We start from the raw sequence: 21675 nt of genomic DNA, 5'->3' as shown, positions 1-21675 counted from the left end.
GACGAGGAGCGGCACTCAGCCCAGCGGCGGACACGCCCTGCGGTAGTGGTCGGCGACCACCCTGGCCATCGCGCCGGTGGGGTCGTCGGCCACCTCCTTGGCGGAGAAGAAGCAGTGGCCGCGTACCTGCGCGTACCGGTCGGCGAACGTGAGATGGCGGGACAGCTCGGCGACGTCCTGCCAGGGCTCGGGCTGCGCCGGGTCGCCCGCCTTGTAGAGCGCCTCACCGATGATCAGCTTCACCCTGGTGCCGCGCGTGACCTCGGCCCACCACGGGACCAGCCTGGCGTAGTCGGCGGGCGGGAAGCCGATGTTCCAGTACACCTGGGGCACGACGTAGTCGATCCAGTTCCGCGTCACCCACTTCCGGGTGTCGGCGTACAGGTCGTCGTACGTCTCGACGCCCGCTCTGGTGTCGGAGCCAAGCGGGTCGGTGGCGGCGTTGCGCCAGACGCCGAAGGGGCTGATCCCGAACCGCACCCCGCCGCGCGTGACGCGGATGCGCGCGGCCATCTCGCGCACCAGGCAGTCGGTGTTGTGCCGCCGCCACGCGGCACGGTCCGGGAAGGCCCCGCCGTAGCGCGCGTACGCGTAGTCGTCGTCGAAGTGCTCGCCCGCGACCGGGTACGGGTAGAAGTAGTCGTCCCAGTGCACCGCGTCGACCGGGTAGCGCCGCACGGCGTCCAGCATCGCGTCCTGGACGAAGCGGCGGACCTCCGGGAGTCCGGGGTTGTAGTAGAGCTTGCCGCCGTACGGCACTGCCCAGTCGGGGTGCGTCCGCGCCGGGTGCTCGGGCACCAGCCGGGTCGGGTCGGTGTGGTTCGCGATCCGGTAGGGGTTGAACCAGGCGTGCAGCTCCAGGCCGCGCCGGTGAGCCTCGTCGACCGCCGTGCCCAGCGGGTCCCAGCCGGGGTCCCGGCCCTGCTCCCCGGTGAGGTACTCCGCCCACGGCTCGCACGGGGACGGCCACAGCGCGTCCGCGGTCGGCCGCACCTGGAAGACCACCGCGTTCAGCCGACGGCGTACCGCGGCGTCCAGGAAGTCGAGCAGTTCGGCGCGCTGCTCCCACGCGGGCAGGCCGGGCGCGGAGGGCCAGTCGCGGTTGGCGACGGTCGCCAGCCACATGCCGCGGAACTCCCTGCCGACGCCCCTGCCTCCGCCGGTTCCCGTGCCGACGGCCGTGCCGGTGCCGGTGCCGGGCGACGCGATCGCGTCGCCGCCCGTCGCGATTCCGGCGAGCGTCGCCGCCGCGGCCGTCGCGAAGCTCCTGCGGCTCATACGCACGGTATGCCACCCCCTGTACGGGTTGTCTGGAATCTCACCTGTCGCCGGTTATCGCCACCCGTGGTGCGGCGGCCTTGAAGAGCATGCCCGCCCCGGCCCGACATCCACCAGGAGGCGCGGGGTAACGTCGGTGGGCGAGGCGGGCGCCTGAGCCATACGGGGGAAGCCCGCCGGGCCGAAGATCTGCGAAGGGCACGAAGTGACGGACTTCTCGACCGATATCTCACGCGTCGGAGTGGTGGGCTGTGGCCAGATGGGTGCGGGCATCGCGGAGGTCTGCGCCCGCGCCGGCCTGGATGTCATGGTCGCGGAGACCACGGGCGAGGCCCTGGAGATCGGCCGTACCCGGCTGCACAACTCCCTGTCCAAGGCCGCCGAGCGCGGGAAGATCAGCGCCGACGAGCGGGACGCGACGCTGGCGCGGCTGAGCTTCACCACCGACCTCGGGGAGTTCGCCGACCGCGATCTGGTGATCGAGGCGGTCGTGGAGAACGAGCAGGTCAAGACCGAGATCTTCCAGGTGCTCGACCAGGTCGTGACCCGGCCGGACGCGATCCTCGCGTCCAACACCTCCTCCATCCCGCTGGTGAAGCTGGCCGTCGCGACCTCGCGTCCCGACCAGGTCATCGGCATCCACTTCTTCAACCCGGCGCCGGTCCAGAAGCTGGTCGAGCTGATCCCGGCGCTGACCACGTCCGAGGGCACCATCAGCCGGGCCGTCGCGGTGGTCGAGAAGGTGCTCGGCAAGCACGCGATCCGCGCCCAGGACCGGTCCGGGTTCGTGGTCAACGCCCTGCTCATCCCGTATCTGCTCTCCGCGATCCGGATGTTCGAGTCGGGCATCGCCAGCCGCGAGGACATCGACAACGGCATGGAGATGGGCTGCGCCCACCCGATGGGCCCGCTCAAGCTCGCGGACCTGATCGGCCTGGACACGGTGGCGTCGGTCGCCGACAGCATGTACGCCGAGTACAAGGAGCCGCTGTACGCCGCTCCCCCGCTGCTCCAGCGGATGGTCGACGCGGGCCGCCTCGGCCGGAAGACCGGCTCGGGCTTCTACACCTACTGAGGGCGCGGCCCCGCCGAGGCGGATGCCTTTCGCGTGCGCCCGGTTACTGAGCGCACACGACTGCCCCGCACACCCCCGTGGTTTCGGCCACTCTGCGTATACATTCGGCCATTCGAGACGGGTCCGGCGCCCGACGGCGAGCGCCGGGCCCGTCGCGTTCACACACCGTGTGTTCGCCGGACCCGCATATGCCTCTCGCACACGCTCCCGCGTCGCCCACCAGGCTTGTTTACTTCCCGTGCGCCTGGAAGGGATGACTGAGTCATACCGAGAGGAGAGGACTCGTGACCGCCGAACCCGAACATCCCGTGGTCCCGGAGGAATACGCGGAGTTGCGCCGCAGTCTGGATGTGGGCCTGGCCCGCGTCGACGGCAGGCTGGCGTTGCTCACCCAGCGCGACGAGCAGAGCGGCAGGGACCTCACCAGTCTGAGCGCCCGCGTCACCGCTCTGGAGCACAACCGCTGGCCGCTGCCCGCCGTGGCGGCGCTGACGGCCGTCGGCGCGCTGGTGGTGGCCGTCTGGCAGGCCGTCGGCCACTGACCGGGCCGCGGCCTGCCAGCGCCTGGGGCGCCCTAGGGCTGGGCGCCCCAGGGCCGGTCCGGCGGGGGACAGGGGCTAGCCGAGCCGCAGGTGGTGCAGGAGGAGGAGTGCCGCCGCCATGTTCGCGGCCGGGACCTCGCCGCGGGCCACCATGTCGGGGACCAGCTTCAGCGGGACCCACTCACGGCGGTCCGACTCGAAGTCGTCCTCGGGGTACCCGATGTACGCGCCCTCGTCGGACCAGAAGACGTGGTGCCGGGCGTCGGTGAGCCCGTTGGAGGGCTCGACGCTCATCAGGTGCCGCAGGCGGCCGGGCCGCCACCCGGTCTCCTCCTCCAGCTCGCGGGCGGCCGCGTCGGCCACCGGCTCGCCGTCCTCGACGACGCCCGCCGCCAGCTCCCACCCCCAGCTGTCGGTGATGAAGCGGTGCCGCCACAGCAGCAGGACCTCGTTGGCCTCGTTGACCACGGTGGCGACGGCGACCGGCCGGAGCCTGATCACAAAGTGGTCGAGACGCCTGCCGTCCGGCAACGCGACATCCGCCAGGTTGACTTGGAACCAGCGGTTCTCGTACACGGTCTGCTCGTTTTGGTTCGTCCACTGCACGGTTTTGCCACCTTCCGCTGAGGTAGATGGCAATATCGCAGCAGGAAGGCGTTCACAGCGGTACGCGCAGCGCCCCGTCGATCATCGCGGCCGCCTCCGCGGTACCCGAGCAGCCGTTGCGTACGAGATGCTCGCGCACCGCGCGCAGCCGGTCACGGAGCCGCTGGGACTCCATCCCCCGTGCCTGTTCGGCCATTTCCACGGCGGTCGCCACCGCCTGGTCGGCCTCGCCCTGGCGCAGCGCGATCTGACTGAGCATGGCGAGCCGGTGCACCCGCCCCCGGTCGTGCGCCGGGGTGTCCACGGCGGCCGCCGCGTGCTCCCTGGCCGCCTCCAGGTCGCCGAGGCTCAACAGCGCTTCCGCCACCTGTACGTTGACCAGGCCCGGCTGGACATAGCCGGTCTCGTCCGGCTCCTGTCGGCGGCGGATGCGGTCGGCCGCCGTCTCGGCCCTGCGGATGCAGGCCAGCGCGCTGCTGCCGTCGCCGAGGTGCGCGTACGCCTTGGCCTGCATCGCGTACAGGTCGGCGGCGAGGGCGGGGGTGATGTGCCGTCCCGCGGCGCGCAGCGCGGCCTCCGCGAAGGCGACCGCCTGCCGGAACTCCCGCATGAACAGGGACTGGTTGACCAGCAGTGCGATCACATAGGCGCCGAGCCCCCGGTCGCCGCTGGCCTTGGCGAGGCGGAGCGCCTGGTGGAAGTAGCGCTGGGCGAGGCCGTGCGCGTCGGAGTCGTAGGCGCAGATCCCGGCCACCGCCACCAGTCCCCCGGTGGCGCGGTGCAGTTGGCGTCCGGTGGCGTCGGTGTAGCTGCCGCGCAGCAGCGGCGCGGTCTCGGAGTTCAGGAAGCCGACGATCCTGGCGCGGGTCGCGACGCCGCCGGTCTTGCGGTACATCTGCTCGTAGTGCGCGCGGGCCGAGCGCAGGGTCTCGATGTCGCTCATGGTGACCCGGTGCCGCCCGCCCCGTGAGACGTCTGTGTCCTCGGGCGGGTTCTCCCACTCCCACACCGGCATCACGGCGGGGTTGCCGGTCACCGCCGGCGCTCCGAGTACGTGCGGGCGCTGCTGCTCGTCGGAGCGCCACAGGGCGGTGGCCCGCTCCACGAAGCCGGAGATCGACGACGGTCCCGCGCGTCCCGCGCCGTACGATCCGGTCAGCTGGCCGGGCACGCCGAGGCCGATGTCGTCGAGGGTGACGGGGCGGTGCAGCCGCGCGGCGAGCACCTCGCAGATCAGGTCCGGTACCCGGCCACGGGGCCGCTGCCCCTTCAACCACCGGGCGACCGCCGTGTGTTCGTAGCGCAGTTCGAGGCCCTTGGTCCTCCCCGCGTGGTTGACGTGAGCGGCCAGGCCCGCGTGGGAGATTCCGGCCTCGTCGAGGATGGCGTCGAGCAAGGTGTTGGGCTGCATGCCTGCCCTCCGGATGGCTCAGTGCGACCCAGCGTAGTGGAGTCCGTACCGCACGGGGCGCGAAGCGCGAGGGAGTTCACACGGGGTGTGAACGGAACGCCCGCATCCGTCCTGCGCACCCGGTGCCGTACGGGGCCCGGCTCGGCTTCACTGGGGAGGTCCGGCTTCCCCTGGGCCGGGCGCCTTCTGGCTTCGCCAGAGGCGGCCGGGACCGTCGGCTCCCCCCTCGAACCAGCACGGCGGTCCGGCTTCCGCGTCACCCGCCCGCCGTCTGCCGAACGTCCGCGGCGGGCGGGTGGCGTCGGCCGTGTCTCAGTCGGCCGTGTCAGGGGGCGGTACGGGCGTGCGGGACGGCCGAGTCGGACGCCGACCGCGGCGCCTGGCGCCGGTCGTTGCGGATCACCAGCAGGGCGACGTCGTCCGAGAGCCGCCCGCCGGTATGCCGCAGCAGCGCCTCATGCACCAGCCGCACCAGGGATCCGGGGGCGACCGGGGCGGCGCGCGCCGCGTTCGTCAGCGCTTGGCGCAGCGGGAAGAACCGGCCCGCCGCGTCTCGGGCGTCCGCGACCCCGTCGGTGTGCAGCACGAGCGCCTCGCCCGGCAGCAGCCGCCCACAGTGCCGTACCGGAGGTCTGTCGGGGAGCGGGAAGACGCCCAGCGGCGGCAGGGGGTCGCCGCCCGCGACGCGTTCCGCACCCTGGGCGAGGCGGTAGGGCCAGGGGTGGCCGCAGTTGAGCGCGAGCAGCTCTCCGTCCGGGCGGATCTCCAGGAGCAGGACCGTGACGAACTCCTCGGCGACCGGGCTGTCCGGCTCCGTGTCACAGGACGCCGGGTGCTCGGCCCGTGAGCGCTCCCGCAGGTGCCGGTGCGTGGCGCGTTCCAGGCGGCGCAGTACGCCGGTGAGTTCGGCCTCGTCGTGGGCCGCCTCGCGGAAGCTGCCGAGCACCGCGGCGACCGTGCCGATCGCGGTGAGGCCGTGTCCGCGGACGTCTCCGATGACGACCCGCACCCCGTGGTCGGTGGCGACCGCTTCGTACAGGTCGCCGCCGACCGCCGCGCCGGGGTGCGCGGAGAGCTGGCCCGCGGCGACGGCCAGTCCGTCCAGGCGCGGCGGCAGGGGGCGCAGCAGCACCCGCTGGGCGGCGCCGGCGACTTCGCGTATCTGGGCCAGTTCCTGGAGCAGGGCCCGGCGCGCGGCGACTATCAGGCCGGTGCCGACGGCGAAGAAGACCGCGCTGCTGGCGATCCGCGCGCCGAGGCCGTCCTGCTGGGCGAGCGGACAGGTGAGTTTGTAGGTGATGGCGACGGCACCCCACAGTGTGGGTACGGCGAGGGTGGATCCGCGGGGCGGGCGCGGGGCGTGGTGCGCGCGTGTGCCGCCTCGGCCGAACCGTCCTCGGAGGGGAGCCCAGGACCTGATACCGATCATGCCGACGGCCTCCCTGGGGCCTGTCTCCCTGAAGGCCTCCTCGACTCTCCCCGAAGGCCTCAACGACCGGGTCGATTCTGTCCGTGCCCGCGCCCGTCGAGCCGGGGAGCCCGCACTTCTCACCCGAACGAGTGAGGGGCGCACTCGGTGCCCCGAGTGCGCCCCTCAGCAGGGAAAACGCGCCTACGCGCCGCGCAGCACCGCGCCGGTGCGCTCGGCCGCGAGGGCGATCGCGGCGTCGCGGGCCGCCGACGCCTCGTCGACGGTCAGGGTGCGGTCCGGGGCGCGGAACCGCAGCGCGTACGCGAGGGACTTCCGGCCCTCGCCGAGCTGCTCGCCGGTGAAGACGTCGAACAGCCGCAGCGACTCCAGGAGTTCGCCCGCGCCGTCGCGCAGCGCCCGCTCCACGTCGGCGGCCGGGACGTCGCCGTCCACGATCAGCGCGACGTCCTGGGTGGCCACCGGGAAGGCGGAGATCCGCGGCGCGCGCAGTGCGCCCGTGGACGCCTGCTCCAGGATGTCGGTGTCGACCTCCATGGCGCAGGTGCGCTCGGGCAGGTGCATCGCCTTGATGGTGCGCGGGTGCAGCTCACCGGCGTGGCCGATGAGGGTCTGCGCGCCGTCCACCGTGACGTACAGCGCGGCGCAGCGGCCCGGATGCCACGGTGCGTGCTGGTCGGCGCGCACGGTCAGCTCGACGCCGGCCTCGGCGGCCAGCAGGCGCGCGGCCTCGACGGCGTCCGCCCAGGTCGCCGGGTAGCCCTTGCCCCACCAGCCGGACTGCTCGCGGGCGCCCGCCAGGACGACCGCGGCGCGGCGCGGCTGACGCGGCAGCGCGGCGTTCAGCGTGGCGATCTCCTCGTCGGTGGGGCGGCGGTCCACGGGCAGCCGGACGGCCCGGGGCTCGTCGCCGGACGGCCGGAAGACCAGGCCGGTCTCGAACAGCGCCAGGTCGTGGCTGCCGCGTCCGTCGTTGCGCCGCAGCGCGGCGAGCAGGCCCGGCAGCAGCGTGGTGCGCAGCGCGGGGTCCTCGTCCGAGAGCGGGTTGGCGAGGGTGACCGTACGGCGGCGCGCGTCGTCGGCGTCCAGGCCGAGCTGGTCGAAGACCTGCGCGCCGACGAACGGGTAGTTCAGCGCCTCGACATAGCCCGCCGAGGCCAGCGCGCGGCCGACGCGGCGGTGCAGCCGCTGCCGGTCGGTGAGGCCGCGGCCCGCCGGGGGCCCCGGCAGTGTCGAGGGCAGGTTCTCGTAGCCCTCCAGCCGGATGACCTCTTCGGCGAGGTCGTTGGGGTCGGTCAGGTCGGGCCGCCAGGACGGCGCCGTGACGGTCAGGGTGTCCTGGCCGTAGACGTCGCAGCCGACCTGCTGGAGGCGGCGTACCACGGTCTCGCGGCCGTAGGCGACGCCCGCGACCTTGTCCGGGTGGTCGGCGGGGATGGTGAGGGTGCGCGGCACGGACGGCGCGGCGACCTCGGTGACCCCGGCCTCGGCGGAACCGCCCGCGAGCAGCACCAGCAGGTCGACGGTGCGCTGCGCCGCGGCGGCCGCGGCCTCGGGGTCGACGCCGCGCTCGAAGCGCTTGGAGGCCTCCGACGACAGCTTGTGGCGGCGCGCGGTGCGGGCGATGGCGAGCTGGTCGAAGTGCGCGGCCTCGATGACCACCTCGGTGGTGCCCTGGACCTCGCCGGTCTCCGGGTCGGTCTCGGAGTCGGCGATCTCGGTGTTGGCGCCGCCCATGACGCCGGCCAGGCCGATCGGCCCGCGGTCGTCGGTGATCACCAGGTCCTCGGCGTCGAGTACCCGCTTGGCGCCGTCCAGGGTGACGAACTCCTCGCCCGCCTGGGCCCGGCGTACGCCGATCGGGCCCACGACACGGGACCGGTCGTAGGCGTGCAGCGGCTGGCCGAGTTCCAGCATCACGTAGTTGGTGACGTCGACGGCCAGCGAGATCGGCCGCATCCCTGCCTTCTGCAGGCGGCGGCGCAGCCAGATCGGGGAGCGCGCCTCGGGGTCGAGGCCGGTGACCGTGCGGGCGGTGAAGCGGTCGCAGCCCCGCGGGTCGTCGACCTTCACCGGGTAGCCGTAGTCGTTGGGCGCGGGGACGTCGAGGAGAGCCGGGTCGCGCAGCGGCAGGCCGTACGCGGTGGCGGTCTCGCGGGCGACGCCGCGCATCGACAGGCAGTAGCCGCGGTCGGGCGTGACGGCGATGTCGAGGACCTCGTCGCGGAGTTCGAGCAGTTCGACGGCGTCGATGCCGGTCTCGTGCTCGGGCGGCAGCACGATGATGCCGCCGGTGCCGTCGTCGCCCATGCCGAGCTCGTCGCCGGAGCAGATCATGCCGCGGGACATCTTGCCGTACGTCTTGCGCTCGGCGATGCGGAAGTCACCGGGCAGCACGGCGCCGGGCAGGGCCACCACGACCTTGTCGCCCTCGGCGAAGTTCCGGGCGCCGCAGACGATCTCCTGCGGCTCGCCGGTGCCGTTGGCCTGGCCGACGTCGACGGTGCAGAAGCGGATGGGCTTCTTGAACTCGGTCAGCTCCTCGACGGTGAGCACCCGGCCGACCACCAGGGGCCCGGTGAGGCCCGCGCCGAGGTGTTCGACGGTCTCGACCTCGAGGCCGACGGACACCAGCTTGGCCTGTACGTCGCGGCCGGTCTCAGTGGCCGGCAGGTCGACGTACTCCCGCAGCCAGGAAAGCGGGACCCGCATCAGATCTCCATCCCGAACGGCCGGGTGAACCGGACGTCACCCTCGACCATGTCTCGCATGTCTTCGACGTTGTGGCGGAACATCAGCATCCGTTCGATGCCGAACCCGAAGGCGAATCCGCTGTACTTCTCGGGGTCGACGCCGCAGGCGGTGAGCACCCGCGGGTTGACCATGCCGCAGCCGCCGAGCTCGATCCAGCCCTCGCTGCCGCAGGTGCGGCAGGGCCGGTCGGGGTCGCCGACGGAGGCGCCGCGGCAGACGTAGCACACCATGTCCATCTCGGCGGACGGCTCGGTGAAGGGGAAGTAGTTGGGGCGCAGCCGGGTCTTCATGTCCGGGCCGAACAGCGCCTGGACCATGTGGTCCAGGGTGCCCTTGAGGTCGGCCATGGTCAGGCCCTCGTCGACGGCGAGCAGCTCGATCTGGTGGAAGACCGGGGTGTGCGTGGCGTCCAGCTCGTCGGTGCGGTAGACCCGGCCGGGGCAGACGATGTAGACGGGCGGCTCCCGGTCGAGCAGGGCGCGCGCCTGGACCGGCGAGGTGTGGGTGCGCAGGACGACGCCGGACTCGTCGCCGGCGGTGGCCTTGCCGTCCGCGGTCGTGCCCTGGACGAAGAAGGTGTCCTGCATCTGGCGTGCCGGGTGGTCGGGCACGAAGTTCAGGGCGTCGAAGTTGAACCACTCGGCCTCGACCTCGGGGCCTTCGGCGATCTCGTAGCCCATCGCCACGAAGACGTCGGCGACGCGCTCCATGAGGGTGGTGAGGGGGTGCCGGGCGCCGGCCGGGACGCGGTCGTAGGGCAGGGTGACGTCCACCGCCTCCTCGACCAGGACGCGCGCGTCGCGCTCGGCTTCGAGTTCGCTCTGGCGGGCGGCGAGCGCCTTGTTCACGGCGCCGCGCGCCATCCCGACGCGCTTGCCGGCCTCGGCCTTGGCCTGTGGCGGGAGCGCGCCGATCTCGCGGTTGGCGAGCGCCAGCGGCGAGCCGCCGCCGGTGTGCGCGACCTTCGCCTGGGCGAGCGCGTCGAGGTCGTCCGCGGCGGCGAAGGCGGCGAGCGCCTCGTTCTTCACGCGCTCGATCTCGTCCGGTTTCAACGCGTCGACCTGAACAGGGTCGTACGACTTATTGGGTGCCGACATCTCTTCCCGTACTTCCGATTGGCTTGGCTGGGGAGTCCCGCACACGACAAGGACACAATCGCGCCAAAGGTCGAGTCTAACGGTGTACGGGAAGGCGAAGGTGCCCGTGGGCCGCCTAGACCAGGTAGGCAGGCGTCGCCACGGGCAGCGTAAATCGGAACTCGGCGCCGCCCGCGGGCCCCCGGCCGACGGTGATGGCGCCGCCGTGGGCCTCCACGATGCCCTTGACGATGTACAGGCCGAGGCCGGTGCCGCCGCGTTTGCTGCCCCGCCAGAAGCGGGTGAAGACACGGCCCATCGACTCCTCGGGGATGCCGGGGCCTTCGTCGCTCACGGTGACTGTCGTTCCCTCCGCCTGGTGGCCCGGCCGTGCCGGGTCGTCCGGCCGTGCGGTGGTGTCCGGGCGCACGGCGGCCACCTCGATGGTGACAGTTCCCTCGCCGTGCCGCACCGCGTTTTCCAGCAGGTTGCTCAGCACCTGGTCGATCTTGTCCGGGTCCGCCCAGAGCGCGGGCAACGGCTGTTGCAGCCGTACCAGGAAACGGTCCGGGGGCTGACCGGCGGTGACATGGGCCTGGACGTGCCGTCCGACGGCCGCGCCGAGGTCGACGGGCTGGCGGCGCACCTCCAGGCGTCCGGAGTCGATGCGGGAGATGTCGAGAAGTTCGGCGATGAGCCGGGTGACGCGGCCCGCGTCGGCGTCGACGGTCTCCAGCATGAGGCGCTTCTGGTCGTCGGTGAAGCGGTCCCACTTGGCGAGCAGGGTGGCGGTGAAGCCCTTGACGGAGGTCAGCGGTGAGCGCAGTTCGTGGGCGACGGTGGCGATCAGTTCGGCGTGGCTGCGCTCGGTGCGGCGGCGGGCTTCGGTGTCCCTGAGCGAGACGACCAGGCGGCGTACCGGGCCGGTGGGGTGGGTGCGTACGTACCGGGCCGAGACCAGGACCTCCCGGCCGCCGGGCAGCAGCAGGTTGCGCTCGGGCTGTCCCTTGCGGGTGGCGAGGCCGCCGTAGGGGTCGGTGAGCTGCCACCAGCGGCGGCCTTCGAGGTCTTCCAGGGGCAGCGCGTGGTCCAGCGGCCGCCCGAGCGCGTCGGCGGCGGTCACGGCGGTGATCCGGGCGGCCGCGGCGTTGAAGCGGATGACGCGACCGGTCTCGTCGGCGACGACCAGGCCGTCCGGCAGGTCGTCCGGGTCCAGGCCGAGGTCCGGACCCTGGCCGGCGGGATCGTCCGCGCTGTCGCTGTCCGCGTGGGGCGTGCGGGTGTGCGGCGGTGCGCCGCCCTGGGCGCCGCGCGGTCCCCTGGTCCCGACAGTCATGTCCCCGTACCCCACCCTCTCACTGGCGCAGTGGGTCCCCGAGTCCGCCACACTACTAGCTGAGCGTCACCGCGCGGACCCCCTCCGCCAGCACTTCAGGCCCGTTGGGCGCGTGCGGAGGCGTAGAGACATACGGCGGCGGCGGTGGCGAGGTTCAGGCTCTCGGCGCGGCCGTGGATCGGGACGCGTACCACGGCGTCGGCGAGTGCGCGGGTCTCCTCCGGCAGGCCCCAGGCCTCGTTGCCGAAGATCCAGGCCGTCGGGGTGCCCATGGCGCCCTTGTCGAGCTCGGCGTCCAGGTCGTCGGCGCCCGCGCCGTCGGCGGCGAGTACCCGTACGCCGGTGTCCCGCAGCCCCGCCACGGCCTGTTCCACCGGGACGCCCACGGCGACGGGCAGATGGAAGTGCGAGCCGACCGAGGCCCGTACCGCCTTGGGGTTGTACAGGTCGACGGAGGCGTCGGTGAAGATCACCGCGTCGGCGCCCGCGGCGTCCGCGCAGCGCAGTACGGTGCCCGCGTTGCCGGGGTCGCGGACGTGGGCGAGTACGGCGACCAGCCGGGGCCTGGCCGCGAGGATCTCGGTGAGCGGCGAGTCCAGGAAGCGGCAGACGCCGACCAGGCCCTGCGGGGTGACGGTGGTCGAGATGTCGGTGATCACGGATTCGTCCGCGAGGTGTACGCGGGCGCCGCCGTCGCGCGCCGCGGCGATGACGTCGGCGTACCGCTCGGCGGCCTCCGCGGTGGTGAACAGCTCCAGCAGGGTGGGCTCGCCTCCGGCGCGGTGTCCGGCGGCCTCCCGTACGGCCTGCGGCCCCTCGGCGAGGAACCGGTGCTCCTTGGCGCGGAAGTTGCGCTTGGCCAGCCGCCTGGCGGCGGCCACCCGCGAGGAGCGGGGGGAGATCAGCTCGGGGGTGCCCATGGTCGGCGGCTCACCTTTTTACGTACGGAAGGGCGGAACGCGGAACGCGCCGGACCCGCAGGCATGCGCCTGCGGGTCCGGCGAAGGGCCTGTCACGGCCGGGGGAAGACGGCGCCTCGATCAGGCGGCGGTCTTCGGGGCGTTGACGTCGCTCGGGAGGGCCTTCTGGGCGACCTCGACGAGCGCGGCGAACGCGTTGGTGTCGTTGACCGCGAGCTCGGCCAGCATCTTGCGGTCCACCTCGATGTTGGCGGCCTTCAGACCCTGGATGAGGCGGTTGTACGTCATGCCGTTCTGGCGGGCAGCGGCGTTGATGCGCTGGATCCACAGCTGACGGAAGTCGCCCTTGCGCTTCTTGCGGTCGTTGTAGTTGTAGACGAGGGAGTGGGTGACCTGCTCCTTCGCCTTGCGGTACAGGCGCGAACGCTGACCGCGGTAGCCGCTGGCCTGCTCGAGGATCGCCCGACGCTTCTTGTGGGCGTTGACTGCCCGCTTCACGCGTGCCACGTGATAACTCCTTGTAGCGGGGCCGTGGTGATCGTCACACGGCCCGGTTCGTATAGGTCCCGGTCTCGGCGTCCGGCCCCCGTCGGTGCGGGGGCCGTGACGTCACTTGCCGAGAAGCTTCTTGATCTTCTTGGCGTCGCCCGGGGCCATCTCGGCGTTGCCGGTGAGGCGACGCGTCAGTCGGGACGACTTGTGCTCGAGCAGGTGGCGCTTGCCGGCGCGCTCGCGGAGCACCTTGCCGGAGCCGGTGACCTTGAAGCGCTTGCTGGAACCGCTGTGCGTCTTGTTCTTCGGCATAGCGCCGTTTCTCCTCGTCGGTGGCACTCCCCCGGTCGGAACCGGCAGGCGGGAGCGTCAGTTGTATCGGTTGCGTCCGGGGCTCGCGCCCCGGATCAGGCCTCGGCGGGCTCCTCGGAGGACGCCTCGGCGCCTTCCTCGTCAGCGGCACGGTCCCGACGGCTCTCCACCGCGGAACCCGCGGCTTCCGCCTTGCGGGCGGCCTGGGCCTCGCGGGCCTCGGCCATCGCCTCGGTCTTCTTCTTGTGCGGACCGAGAACCATGATCATGTTTCGGCCGTCCTGCTTCGGGTTCGACTCGATGAACCCGAGGTCCTCGACGTCCGAAGCGAGCCGCTGCAGCAGCCGGAAGCCCAGCTCGGGGCGGGACTGCTCGCGACCGCGGAACATGATCGTGATCTTGACCTTGTCGCCCTGCTTGAGGAACCGGACGACGTGACCCTTTTTGGTGTCGTAGTCGTGCGGGTCGATCTTCGGCCGGAGCTTCATCTCCTTGATGACCGTGTGCGCCTGGTTCTTGCGCGCCTCACGGGCCTTCATGGCCGACTCGTACTTGAACTTGCCGTAGTCCATGAGCTTGCAGACGGGCGGACGGGCGTTCGCCGCGACCTCGACCAGGTCGAGGTCGTACTCCTGCGCAAGCTCGAGGGCCTTGGCAAGCGGAACAATCCCGACCTGCTCGCCGCTGGGACCGACAAGTCGCACTTCGGGAACGCGAATCCGGTCGTTGATGCGGGGCTCGGCGCTGATGGATCCTCCTCGGTAGCACCACGCGACGGTCTGGCGGACTGCCGCGTAACGTCTCTATTCGTTAGACCTAACCGGCGGGGGCCACGAAAAATGCCCCGGACGATCACCTGCGGGGCTCCATCACTACCGGAGCACCGCCGTGTCGTACACGGGGCGCGCATCGGACGGCCACTGGAGTGGACCGTCTGACCGGTGACCCGCCGCCCTGAGGGCGACCAGGTGGGAGATCGGAGCCTCCACTTGTGGGCCGGACGCTCGTGTTGCACACGTGTGCCCAGCCGGTCGGTTCACCAGCATACCAGCGTTCGGGCCCGCCGCCGCCCGCCTCATCGGTGGGCCTACCCTGGACCGGCCCGTCGGATACCAGCAGGAAGAAGAACCAGGCATGAGCGACGACCCGACCACCGAGCCCACCGGCACCGACTTCGACAGCATGACCCGCGACATCGCGGAGGTCCCGGCGGTCGAGGTGATCGTGACGGTCGCGGTCAACCTGATGAGCGCCGCCGCGGTCAAGCTCGGGCTCACCGACGAGGGCGAGCGGCACAAGGACCTGGACGAGGCCCGCAAGCTGGTGCACGCGCTCGGCGGGCTGCTCGACGCCAGCGCCACCGAGATCAGCTCCTTCCACGCGGCGCCGCTGCGCGACGGGCTGAAGTCGCTCCAGCTGGCGTTCCGCGAGGCGTCGCTGGTGGCGGACGAGCCGGGCCAGGGACCGGGCGAGAAGTACACCGGCCCGGTCTTCGGCTGACCTCGGGCCGACGTGCGCGTTCGTCGGGCGGCCGACGGCGTTCAGGGGCGTACGTAGAGGGGCTCGCCCGGCGGGGTGGCCGTGGCGGGCAGCAGGGCCAGGTCGAGACCGCGCACCAGGCGGGCCCGCAGGACGTCGTCGGCGGCCAGCGCGTCGGCGACCTGCCGGGCCGCGGCGGCGGGCTCGGCGTCCGGGTCGAGCACCAGCGCGAGGGTGCCGTCCGCGCGGCCGGAGCCGAGGTAGGCCCGGATCACCGCGGGCGCCCCGGCGACCGCGGCCCGTACCGCGTCGGTGACCACGGGGTCGGCCAGCGGGTCGGTGGAGGTGCGGCCCTCGGCGAGGGCGAGCAGCGCCGGGCGGGGCAGTTCGAAGGCCACCGGGCCCGCCACGTCCAGCACGATCGTGTCGGCCTTCTCATGGGCGGCGGCGCGCAGCGCCTGCCCCAGCGGCACGGCGACCGGCCTGGCCTCGGGGTCCCAGCGGGCGAGCGCGGCGGTCGACGTGAAGGCGGGCAGTGCGGTACGGTCCCCGGCCTTGAGCGTGGGCACCGCCATGTCGCTGCTCTTCTCACGCTTCAGGCCGTTCGCGTCCGTCTCCGTCTCGCCCAGCACGGCGACGACCGGCACCAGCAGCCGGGCCCCGGCGAGCGCCCCGAGCACCCGGCTCGCGGTCTCGGCCGTCCTGTCCCCGGCCCATGCCGTGAGGGCCTCGGTCAGCCGCGGGTCCGCGGAACCGTCGTCGTCGGAGAATCCGGAGTCCGGGATGTTCTTGTTCGCCACAGACAGCGACCCTACCGAGCCCGTCCGCGCGGCACGCACGGCACTCCCAGCGGGTCGCCGAGGCCCCCTGCGGGGACGCACAAGTGTGCGACGCATCATGGAAGACATGCGAAGACGTCACAGACATGTGCCCGCGGCGGCCGCGCTGCTGCTCGGCTGGGGCCTGGTGAGCTGCGCCCCGGACCCGGCGAGCGCCGCGTACGACGGGGCGCCGCCGACGGACGCGGTCGCGGCCGAGCCCTCGGCGTACGCGGTGGTCGGGGAGGCTCGGGTGGACCCTGATGAGCGGCTGGCCGAGGCCCTGGCTCCGGTCGTCCCCGAGGACGGGCCGACGCGGGTGTCGGTCGCGGTGATGGATCTGGGCGACGGCGCGCTCGCGGTGTACGGCGACGACGAGACGTTCGACACAGCGAGCATAGTGAAGGTCGACGTGCTGGCGGCGCTGCTGCTGCGGGCGCAGGACGAGGGGCGCCGGCTCACGCCGCGGGAGCGCGAGTACGCCGCCGACATGATCGTCAACAGCGGCAACGAGTCGACGACGGAGCTGTGGGCGACCATAGGCCACGCCGAGGGCCTCGACGCCGCGAACCAGCGGCTCGGCCTGACCGGGACGCGGGCCGGTGAGCGCGGTGCGTGGGGGCTGACGCAGACGACCGCGGCGGATCAGGTGGCGCTGCTGCGGGCGGTGTTCGGCGGGGACGAGTCGGAGCTGTCCGAGGCGTCACGCGCGTACATCCAGGGGCTGATGGGGCGGATAGCCGACGGCCAGGGCTGGGGGGTGTCGGCGGCCGGGTCGGACGGCGCGCTGAAGAACGGGTGGCTGCCGCGGAGCACGACCGGGCTGTGGGACGTCAACAGCATCGGCCGGGTGACCGCCGACGGCCACGACTGCCTGATCGCGGTGCTCTCGGACGGCCACGCGACGAAGGAGGCCGGGGTGGCGCTGACCGAAGAGGTGTCCAAGGCCGCGGCCGCTTCCCTCACGAGCTGACGTCACGGGCCGACCGCCTCCGCCCTGTCCCGCTCCGCCGGGTGTGGCCGCTGCGCGGGACGCGGGAGCGTGCGGGTGTGTGCGGGGGTGTCACGGCAGGGGGTGTCACGGCAGCGGATCCCTGCCCGGTCTCGCGGGTCCCCGGTACCAGAGCAGGACGGCCGTCACCAGCAGGGTCGTCCCGAGGCCGCCCGCCAGCAGGCTGGCCCAGCCGGTCGACGTCCGGTCCGCGTCGGCCGGTTCCGGACCGGGGCCGAAGTACTCGCTGCCGTATGCGGCCGCCCGCGCGGGCCGCGGTGTCAGTTCGGCGCCCGCCTCGATGGCGGCGGCCGGGTCCGCCAGACCGTGGCCGCGGGAGTCGTCGCGGCCGCCGTCCGGGGCGTCCCGCGCGGTGTCCTGGAGCAGTTTCCTGATCTGGGCCGGGGTCAGGTCCGGGTGTGCGGAGCGCACCAGCGCGACGGCGCCCGACACGAAGGCCGCGGCGGAGCTGGTGCCCCAGCCCTCGACATACCGGCCGTCGGGCGCGGTCATGACGATGTCCTCGCCGGGCGCGCTGACGGTGGCGTACCAGCGGCGGGTGGAGAACGAGGCGCGGTTGCCCGACCGGTCCTCGGCGGTCACCGCGATCACGCCCGGATAGGCGGCCGGGTAGGAGACGTGGTCGCCCTTCTCGCCGCCGTTGCCCGCCGACGCGACGACGACGGCGCCTTTCTTCAGGGCGTACCGGACCGCGGCGTCCTCGGCCGCCGCCGGGTGGGCGGACTCGCTGTCGTCGCCGAGCGACAGGTTGATGACGTCGGCGCCGTGGTCGGCGGCCCAGCGGATGCCTTCGGCTACCGCGTTCCCGCGGGTGCTGCGGGCCTTTTTGCGGGACGGGTCGCCGTCTTCCAGGATCACCCGTACCGGGAGGATCGTGGCCTCGGGCGCGACGCCGAGTACGCCGTCGCCGCCGTCCGCGCCATGTCCGTGTCCCGCGATGATCCCGGCCATCGCGGTGCCGTGTTCGGCCCAGGACTCCTGGCCGCGCTCGGCGCCGAAGCCGATCATGTCCCGGCCCTCGATGACGTTGCCCCGGAGGTCCGGGTGCTCGGCGTCGACTCCGGTGTCCAGGACGGCGACGGTGACGCCCTTGCCCTGTGTGGTGCGCCAGGCCTCGCCGGTGTTCATGGCGTCCAGGCCCCACTGCCGGGCGCGGATCGAGTCGGCCTGCGCGGGCGCGGCGGGCAGCAGGACGAGCCCGGCCGCGGCGAGCAGCGCGGCGGTCTTGCGCAACGCGGCGGTCTTGCGCGGCGTCGTCATCCGGACGTCCCTTCGCGTCTCATCGCGCCTCATCGCGTCTCCATCGCGCCTCATCGGTCCTCGGGCTTATCGGCGGCGGCCTCGGCGGTCTTGCGCAGTCCGCGTTCCACCCGGTCGGCCAGGCCCTTCGCCTCATGGCCGAGCCCGGCCTGGCCGGGGGCGCTGGCGGCGTCCTCGGCCATCGCGTCGGCGACCGGCTGGGGCGCGTCGACCGTACGGCCGTCCACGAAGCCGGAGACCGCGAACACGACGACCGGGGCGTCGGCGAGGACGGACACCGTCCAGGACGCGCGCTGGCGGTCGCCGAAGTGCTCGGCGGCGGTGCCTCGTTCGGCGTACGCACGGGGCATCAGGTCCGCGCGCTCGGTGAGGCGGTCCTTGGTGAAGCGGGTCCGCAGCGCACGCATCGCCTCGGCGTCCGCCCGGCTGAACGCCATGCCGACGGTGGTGACATGGCTGCGGGTGTCGTCGGTGTACGTGGCGCGTACGACGCGTTCGCAGCCGATCGGTTCGAGCGCGGCCAGCAGCGGCGGGGCGAGGGCGGCCGCGCAGTCGCTGTCCGGGGCGACGGCGATCCGGGTCCACCGCCGGTCGGCGCCGCCGGGGCCCGCGTCCTCGCCCTTGACCACGGGGGGCAGGAGGGTGTCGACGGGTTCGTTGTGCCAGCTGTCCGCGGCGGCCGCGAACGCCGAGCGGGCCGCGTCGTCCGAGGATTCGCCGGTCAGCCAGCTGCCGGCGACCGCGCCGCCGATGAGTCCGAGGCCCAGGACGGCACAGGCCGCGGCGGCGACGGCGCGGAGCCTGCCGCGGGCGGGGACGGGGACGGGCCGCAGGCGGGTCGTGTCGTCGTGCGGCGGGTGCGCGTTGGCGTCGCCCGGCGACGGCTGGTCGAACGGGCCCGGCGGGCGGGTGCCGGGCCGCTCCGGTATGCCGTCTGTCCGGGGAGAGTTCCCGGCGGCGAGCGGTGCGTCGGCCCCGGCCGGGGGACCCTCCCCACCGCCTCCCGCGAACCCGGACCCCCCGTCCGCGGCGGCGGCACGCCACGACGCGGAACGCGGGGCCGCGGACGGACCCGACGGGACGGCGAACTCGTCCCCGGAGGCCGCCGCACCGGCGCTCGGCGCCCCCGACGCGGCCGGGTGAGCGGCCGACACGGCCGCAGACGGATGTGGCGGGGCGGCAGGCCCGTGCGCCGAGGCCGTCGCGCCGTCGGTCGGCGCGGCCGGGAAGGCGGCCGGCACGCCCTCGGCCGGGGCCGTGGACGGTCGCGGCAGGGCGGTGGGCCTGTGCGTCGGAGTCGCCGGGCCGTCGGTCGGTGCTCCCGGCTCGGCCGGGTGGGTGGTGGGGGCCGAGGTGTCGGCGTGTGGATGGCCGGGGGGCGTCGGGGAGCGGTCCGGGAGACGGGTCGCCGGGTTCGGGGGCGGCGGGGGGACGGGGGCGCGTCGCGCTTCCGTGCTCATGCACCCCCCGTTTCTCGCTCTCGGGCCCCGTCTTGGGTGTTCGTGGGGACGGCCCGTTCACTCGCTGTACGCGCGTCACTCTACGGGCTGCCGCAGGTCGGCCGGGACCCGATCGGCGACCAGGGGCCGATCTGCCCCGTTCGTCCCGTTGCCCGCTACTACCCTCTGGTAATCGCGTCTGGCAGGCTTCACTCATGACCGTCCGCGCATCCGACCGCACCCGCTACGACCGGGCCACCGCGCACCTCGACGCGCCCGTCGCGATCGTCGACGTGGAGGCGTTCGACGCGAACGCGGCGGATCTCGTGCGGCGGGCCGCGGGCAAGCCGATCCGGGTGGCGAGCAAGTCCGTACGCTGCCGGGCCCTGCTGGAACGCGTGCTGAGCCGGGACGGCTTCGCGGGCGTCATGTCGTTCACGCTGGCCGAGTCGCTCTGGCTGGCCAGGTCCGGCTTCGACGACGTCCTGCTCGCCTATCCGTCCGCCGACCGGGCCGCGTTCGCCGAACTCTCCGCCGACCCCAAGCTGGCCGCGGCGGTGACCGTGATGGTCGACGACCCGGCGCAGCTGCGGCTGATCGACGAGGCCAGGGACGGCGGCGGCGAAGAGGTGCGGGTCTGCCTGGAGTTGGACACGGCGCTGAAGCTCCTCGGCGGCCGGGTACGGGTCGGCGCCCGGCGGTCCCCGCTGCACTCCCCCGCCCAAGTCGCCGAGCTGGCCCGTGCGGTGGCGCACAGGCCCGGCTTCCGGCTGGTCGGGATCATGGCGTACGAGGGCCATGTCGCCGGGGTCGGGGACCGGCTGGCCGGGCGGCCGCTGCGCTCGCGGGCGATCCGGCTGATGCAGTCGGCGGCCCGCCGCGAACTGGCCGCCCGCCGGGCGGAGGCGGTGCGCGCGGTGCGCGCCGTGGCACCGGACCTGGAGTTCGTCAACGGCGGCGGCACGGGCAGTGTGCAGCACACCGCGGCCGAGGACGCGGTCACCGAGATCGCCGCGGGCTCGGGGCTGTACGTCCCGCGGCTGTTCGACGACTACACGTCGTTCACCGGCCGTCCGGCCGCGCTGTTCGCCCAGCCGGTGGTGCGCAGGCCGGGCGTCGGTGTGGTGACGGTGCTCGGCGGCGGCTATCCGGCCTCGGGCGCGACGGGCGCGGACCGGCTGCCGGTGCCGTGCCTCCCCAAGGGGCTGCGGTACGACCCGCAGGAGGGACCCGGCGAAGTGCAGACGCCGCTGCTCGGGTCCGCCGCCGACGATCTGCTGATCGGCGACCGGGTGTGGTTCCGGCACGCCAAGGCCGGGGAGTTGTGCGAGCGTTTCGACGCGCTGCACCTGGTGGAGGGTGAGCGGGTCACCGCGACCGTGCCGACGTATCGCGGTGAGGGCCGTACGTTCCTCTGACCTCTCGGGCCTCGGGCCTCGTCGCTAGGACGGGCCGATGCTGCTGCCCACGCCGCCCGTACCGCCGCCGCTGTCGCCGATGGGGCGGATGTCCTTGGTGATCTCGTCCATCCGGGACAGCTTCGGCCCGGCGGACCCGGCGTCGAAGGCGAACCGCACCACGACCAGGGACTCGGTGCCGATCGTCGACGGGAAGACGAGGGACTGGACGTAACCGCCGGGGCCCGCGCCGGTCTTGACCTGCCAGCGGACGAAATAGCCGCTGCGGCCCGCCACCGCGACCTGCCCGGCCGCGATCTTCTTGGTGGAGGTGAGTCCGCCGTGCGGCTTCCGGCCGATGCCGTCTTCGCCGTAGGCCTTCTCGGCCCAGTCGGAGATGTCCGTTTCGGCGACTTCCTTCGCGGTGTCGCCGTCATCGGAGTCGGCGGCGCTGCTGGTGACCGTGCCGTGGTAGCAGTAGCCCGTGCCGCCGGGACAGTCGTAGATCTCCTTGGTGCGCATGGTCAGTTCGGCGCCGACCGTGTGGTCTGGCTTCTCCCAGCCGTCCAGGATCGGCAGGGTGATGCCGTTGAGCTGGTCGACCAGTCGGCCGGAGTCGTCGGCGGACGTGTTCGGGGACTCGCTGGGCTCGTCCGTGGAGTCGTCGGCCGGGGCGTCGGTCGCCTCGTCGCCGGGCTCGTCGCCGGCCGGATCGGACGCGGACGCGGGTGCGCTCGAGGAGCCGCCGTTCTTGGCCTCGCCGCCGTTGTCGTCGTCCTTGCCGAGTACGACGACGCCCGTGACGATCGCGGCGACCAGGACGACCCCCGCGACGGTGAGCGCGATCACCTTGGCCCGGCCGGAGGCGTCGCCGGGGCCCGGCGTCCCCACCGCCGGCGGGGGGCCGAAGCCGGTCTGCTGCTGGTCCGGTTGCGGGGCGCGGGTGTGCTCCGTCCACGCGGTCCCGTCCCACCAGCGTTCAAGGGACGGAACCGACGGATCCGGGTACCAGCCGGGCGGGGTCGTCATGCTCATGCGG

20 protein-coding genes are annotated in these 21675 nt (G+C 73.2%); 5 read left to right on the top strand and 15 right to left on the bottom strand.

The window, feature by feature from the left end; translation table 11 throughout:
• Positions 1–15: 15 nt before the first annotated feature.
• Positions 16–1278 (bottom strand): glycoside hydrolase family 10 protein, encoded by a 1263-nt coding sequence (locus ACX6XY_RS00310; RefSeq protein WP_460324966.1) that lies wholly within the window; start codon positions 1276–1278, stop codon positions 16–18.
• 205 nt (positions 1279–1483) lie between these two features.
• Here ACX6XY_RS00310 and ACX6XY_RS00305 point away from each other — a divergent pair, with 205 nt between their 5' ends.
• Positions 1484–2353, top strand: coding sequence for a 3-hydroxybutyryl-CoA dehydrogenase (locus ACX6XY_RS00305; protein ID WP_460324964.1), 870 nt, complete (start codon positions 1484–1486; stop codon positions 2351–2353).
• Positions 2354–2637: 284 nt separating this feature from the next.
• Positions 2638–2895 carry a hypothetical protein gene (locus ACX6XY_RS00300; protein WP_460324962.1) on the top strand — a complete coding sequence of 86 codons (258 nt, stop codon included), beginning with the start codon at positions 2638–2640 and terminating at the stop codon, positions 2893–2895.
• A gap of 75 nt (positions 2896–2970) precedes the next feature.
• On the opposite strand, the gene ACX6XY_RS00295 is transcribed toward ACX6XY_RS00300, so the two are convergent.
• The 10 genes from ACX6XY_RS00295 to infC all read right to left on the bottom strand — a co-directional run bounded on the left by ACX6XY_RS00295 (position 2971) and on the right by infC (position 13980).
• Complete coding sequence (locus tag ACX6XY_RS00295; protein WP_460324960.1) at positions 2971–3501, bottom strand: NUDIX hydrolase; 531 nt, start codon at positions 3499–3501, stop codon at positions 2971–2973.
• Positions 3502–3553: 52 nt separating this feature from the next.
• Entirely contained in the window at positions 3554–4912 is a 1359-nt protein-coding gene (locus tag ACX6XY_RS00290; RefSeq protein ID WP_460324958.1) for a transcriptional regulator, read from the bottom strand.
• A 325-nt stretch (positions 4913–5237) separates the two neighbouring features.
• Positions 5238–6230, bottom strand: coding sequence for a PP2C family protein-serine/threonine phosphatase (locus tag ACX6XY_RS00285; protein WP_460325322.1), 993 nt, complete (start codon positions 6228–6230; stop codon positions 5238–5240).
• 294 nt (positions 6231–6524) lie between these two features.
• Positions 6525–9053: a phenylalanine--tRNA ligase subunit beta gene (gene pheT / locus ACX6XY_RS00280; protein ID WP_460324956.1), complete on the bottom strand. Its 2529-nt coding sequence runs from the start codon at positions 9051–9053 to the stop codon at positions 6525–6527.
• Positions 9053–10192 carry a phenylalanine--tRNA ligase subunit alpha gene (gene pheS, locus ACX6XY_RS00275; RefSeq protein ID WP_460324954.1) on the bottom strand — a complete coding sequence of 380 codons (1140 nt, stop codon included), beginning with the start codon at positions 10190–10192 and terminating at the stop codon, positions 9053–9055. Before pheS ends, pheT begins: the two co-directional genes overlap by 1 nt.
• Before the next feature lie 115 nt (positions 10193–10307).
• Entirely contained in the window at positions 10308–11507 is a 1200-nt protein-coding gene (locus tag ACX6XY_RS00270; RefSeq protein WP_460324952.1) for a sensor histidine kinase, read from the bottom strand.
• 95 nt (positions 11508–11602) lie between these two features.
• Positions 11603–12427 carry a TrmH family RNA methyltransferase gene (locus ACX6XY_RS00265; RefSeq protein ID WP_460324950.1) on the bottom strand — a complete coding sequence of 275 codons (825 nt, stop codon included), beginning with the start codon at positions 12425–12427 and terminating at the stop codon, positions 11603–11605.
• Between the two features lie 120 nt (positions 12428–12547).
• Positions 12548–12934: a 50S ribosomal protein L20 gene (gene rplT / locus ACX6XY_RS00260; protein ID WP_156721572.1), complete on the bottom strand. Its 387-nt coding sequence runs from the start codon at positions 12932–12934 to the stop codon at positions 12548–12550.
• Between the two features lie 102 nt (positions 12935–13036).
• Positions 13037–13231, bottom strand: a complete 195-nt coding sequence (gene rpmI, locus ACX6XY_RS00255; protein WP_460324947.1) for a 50S ribosomal protein L35 — start codon at positions 13229–13231, stop codon at positions 13037–13039.
• 95 nt (positions 13232–13326) lie between these two features.
• Positions 13327–13980: a translation initiation factor IF-3 gene (gene infC, locus ACX6XY_RS00250; protein ID WP_460325320.1), complete on the bottom strand. Its 654-nt coding sequence runs from the start codon at positions 13978–13980 to the stop codon at positions 13327–13329.
• A 385-nt stretch (positions 13981–14365) separates the two neighbouring features.
• Here infC and ACX6XY_RS00245 point away from each other — a divergent pair, with 385 nt between their 5' ends.
• Positions 14366–14731, top strand: a complete 366-nt coding sequence (locus tag ACX6XY_RS00245) for a DUF1844 domain-containing protein (protein WP_460324944.1) — start codon at positions 14366–14368, stop codon at positions 14729–14731.
• A gap of 41 nt (positions 14732–14772) precedes the next feature.
• On the opposite strand, the gene ACX6XY_RS00240 is transcribed toward ACX6XY_RS00245, so the two are convergent.
• Positions 14773–15510 (bottom strand): SseB family protein, encoded by a 738-nt coding sequence (locus tag ACX6XY_RS00240; protein ID WP_460324941.1) that lies wholly within the window; start codon positions 15508–15510, stop codon positions 14773–14775.
• Positions 15511–15616: 106 nt separating this feature from the next.
• On the opposite strand from ACX6XY_RS00240, the gene ACX6XY_RS00235 reads away from it, so the two are divergent.
• Entirely contained in the window at positions 15617–16501 is an 885-nt protein-coding gene (locus tag ACX6XY_RS00235) for a serine hydrolase (protein WP_460324938.1), read from the top strand.
• A gap of 105 nt (positions 16502–16606) precedes the next feature.
• On the opposite strand, the gene mycP is transcribed toward ACX6XY_RS00235, so the two are convergent.
• The gene (gene mycP, locus ACX6XY_RS00230) at positions 16607–17800 is read right to left on the bottom strand and encodes a type VII secretion-associated serine protease mycosin (RefSeq protein ID WP_460324935.1); all 1194 of its coding nucleotides are present in this window, start codon (positions 17798–17800) and stop codon (positions 16607–16609) included.
• A 50-nt stretch (positions 17801–17850) separates the two neighbouring features.
• Positions 17851–19260, bottom strand: coding sequence for a hypothetical protein (locus ACX6XY_RS00225; protein WP_460324932.1), 1410 nt, complete (start codon positions 19258–19260; stop codon positions 17851–17853).
• Between the two features lie 194 nt (positions 19261–19454).
• Between ACX6XY_RS00225 and ACX6XY_RS00220 the strand changes: the two genes are divergently transcribed.
• Positions 19455–20657, top strand: coding sequence for an amino acid deaminase/aldolase (locus ACX6XY_RS00220; protein WP_460324930.1), 1203 nt, complete (start codon positions 19455–19457; stop codon positions 20655–20657).
• 24 nt (positions 20658–20681) lie between these two features.
• Here ACX6XY_RS00220 and ACX6XY_RS00215 read toward each other — a convergent pair whose 3' ends face one another.
• Entirely contained in the window at positions 20682–21671 is a 990-nt protein-coding gene (locus tag ACX6XY_RS00215; RefSeq protein ID WP_460324927.1) for a DUF2510 domain-containing protein, read from the bottom strand.
• Positions 21672–21675 lie beyond the last annotated feature (4 nt).

This window comes from Streptomyces sp. O3, from assembly GCF_054788135.1.
This window is presented reverse-complemented; position numbering and strand designations above follow the sequence as displayed.

Bases quoted from the DNA above. Each gene is read 5' to 3' on its own strand.
- ACX6XY_RS00310 (WP_460324966.1), bottom strand. From the start codon at position 1,278: ATGAGCCGCAGGAGCTTCGCGACGGCCGCGGCGGCGACGCTCGCCGGA.
- ACX6XY_RS00290 (WP_460324958.1), bottom strand. From the start codon at position 4,912: ATGCAGCCCAACACCTTGCTCGACGCCATCCTCGACGAGGCCGGAATC.
- pheT (WP_460324956.1), bottom strand. From the start codon at position 9,053: ATGCGGGTCCCGCTTTCCTGGCTGCGGGAGTACGTCGACCTGCCGGCC.
- pheS (WP_460324954.1), bottom strand. From the start codon at position 10,192: ATGTCGGCACCCAATAAGTCGTACGACCCTGTTCAGGTCGACGCGTTG.
- ACX6XY_RS00270 (WP_460324952.1), bottom strand. From the start codon at position 11,507: ATGACTGTCGGGACCAGGGGACCGCGCGGCGCCCAGGGCGGCGCACCG.
- ACX6XY_RS00265 (WP_460324950.1), bottom strand. From the start codon at position 12,427: ATGGGCACCCCCGAGCTGATCTCCCCCCGCTCCTCGCGGGTGGCCGCC.
- rpmI (WP_460324947.1), bottom strand. From the start codon at position 13,231: ATGCCGAAGAACAAGACGCACAGCGGTTCCAGCAAGCGCTTCAAGGTC.
- ACX6XY_RS00245 (WP_460324944.1), top strand. From the start codon at position 14,366: ATGAGCGACGACCCGACCACCGAGCCCACCGGCACCGACTTCGACAGC.
- ACX6XY_RS00235 (WP_460324938.1), top strand. From the start codon at position 15,617: ATGCGAAGACGTCACAGACATGTGCCCGCGGCGGCCGCGCTGCTGCTC.
- mycP (WP_460324935.1), bottom strand. From the start codon at position 17,800: ATGACGACGCCGCGCAAGACCGCCGCGTTGCGCAAGACCGCCGCGCTG.
- ACX6XY_RS00225 (WP_460324932.1), bottom strand. From the start codon at position 19,260: ATGAGCACGGAAGCGCGACGCGCCCCCGTCCCCCCGCCGCCCCCGAAC.
- ACX6XY_RS00220 (WP_460324930.1), top strand. From the start codon at position 19,455: ATGACCGTCCGCGCATCCGACCGCACCCGCTACGACCGGGCCACCGCG.
- ACX6XY_RS00215 (WP_460324927.1), bottom strand. From the start codon at position 21,671: ATGAGCATGACGACCCCGCCCGGCTGGTACCCGGATCCGTCGGTTCCG.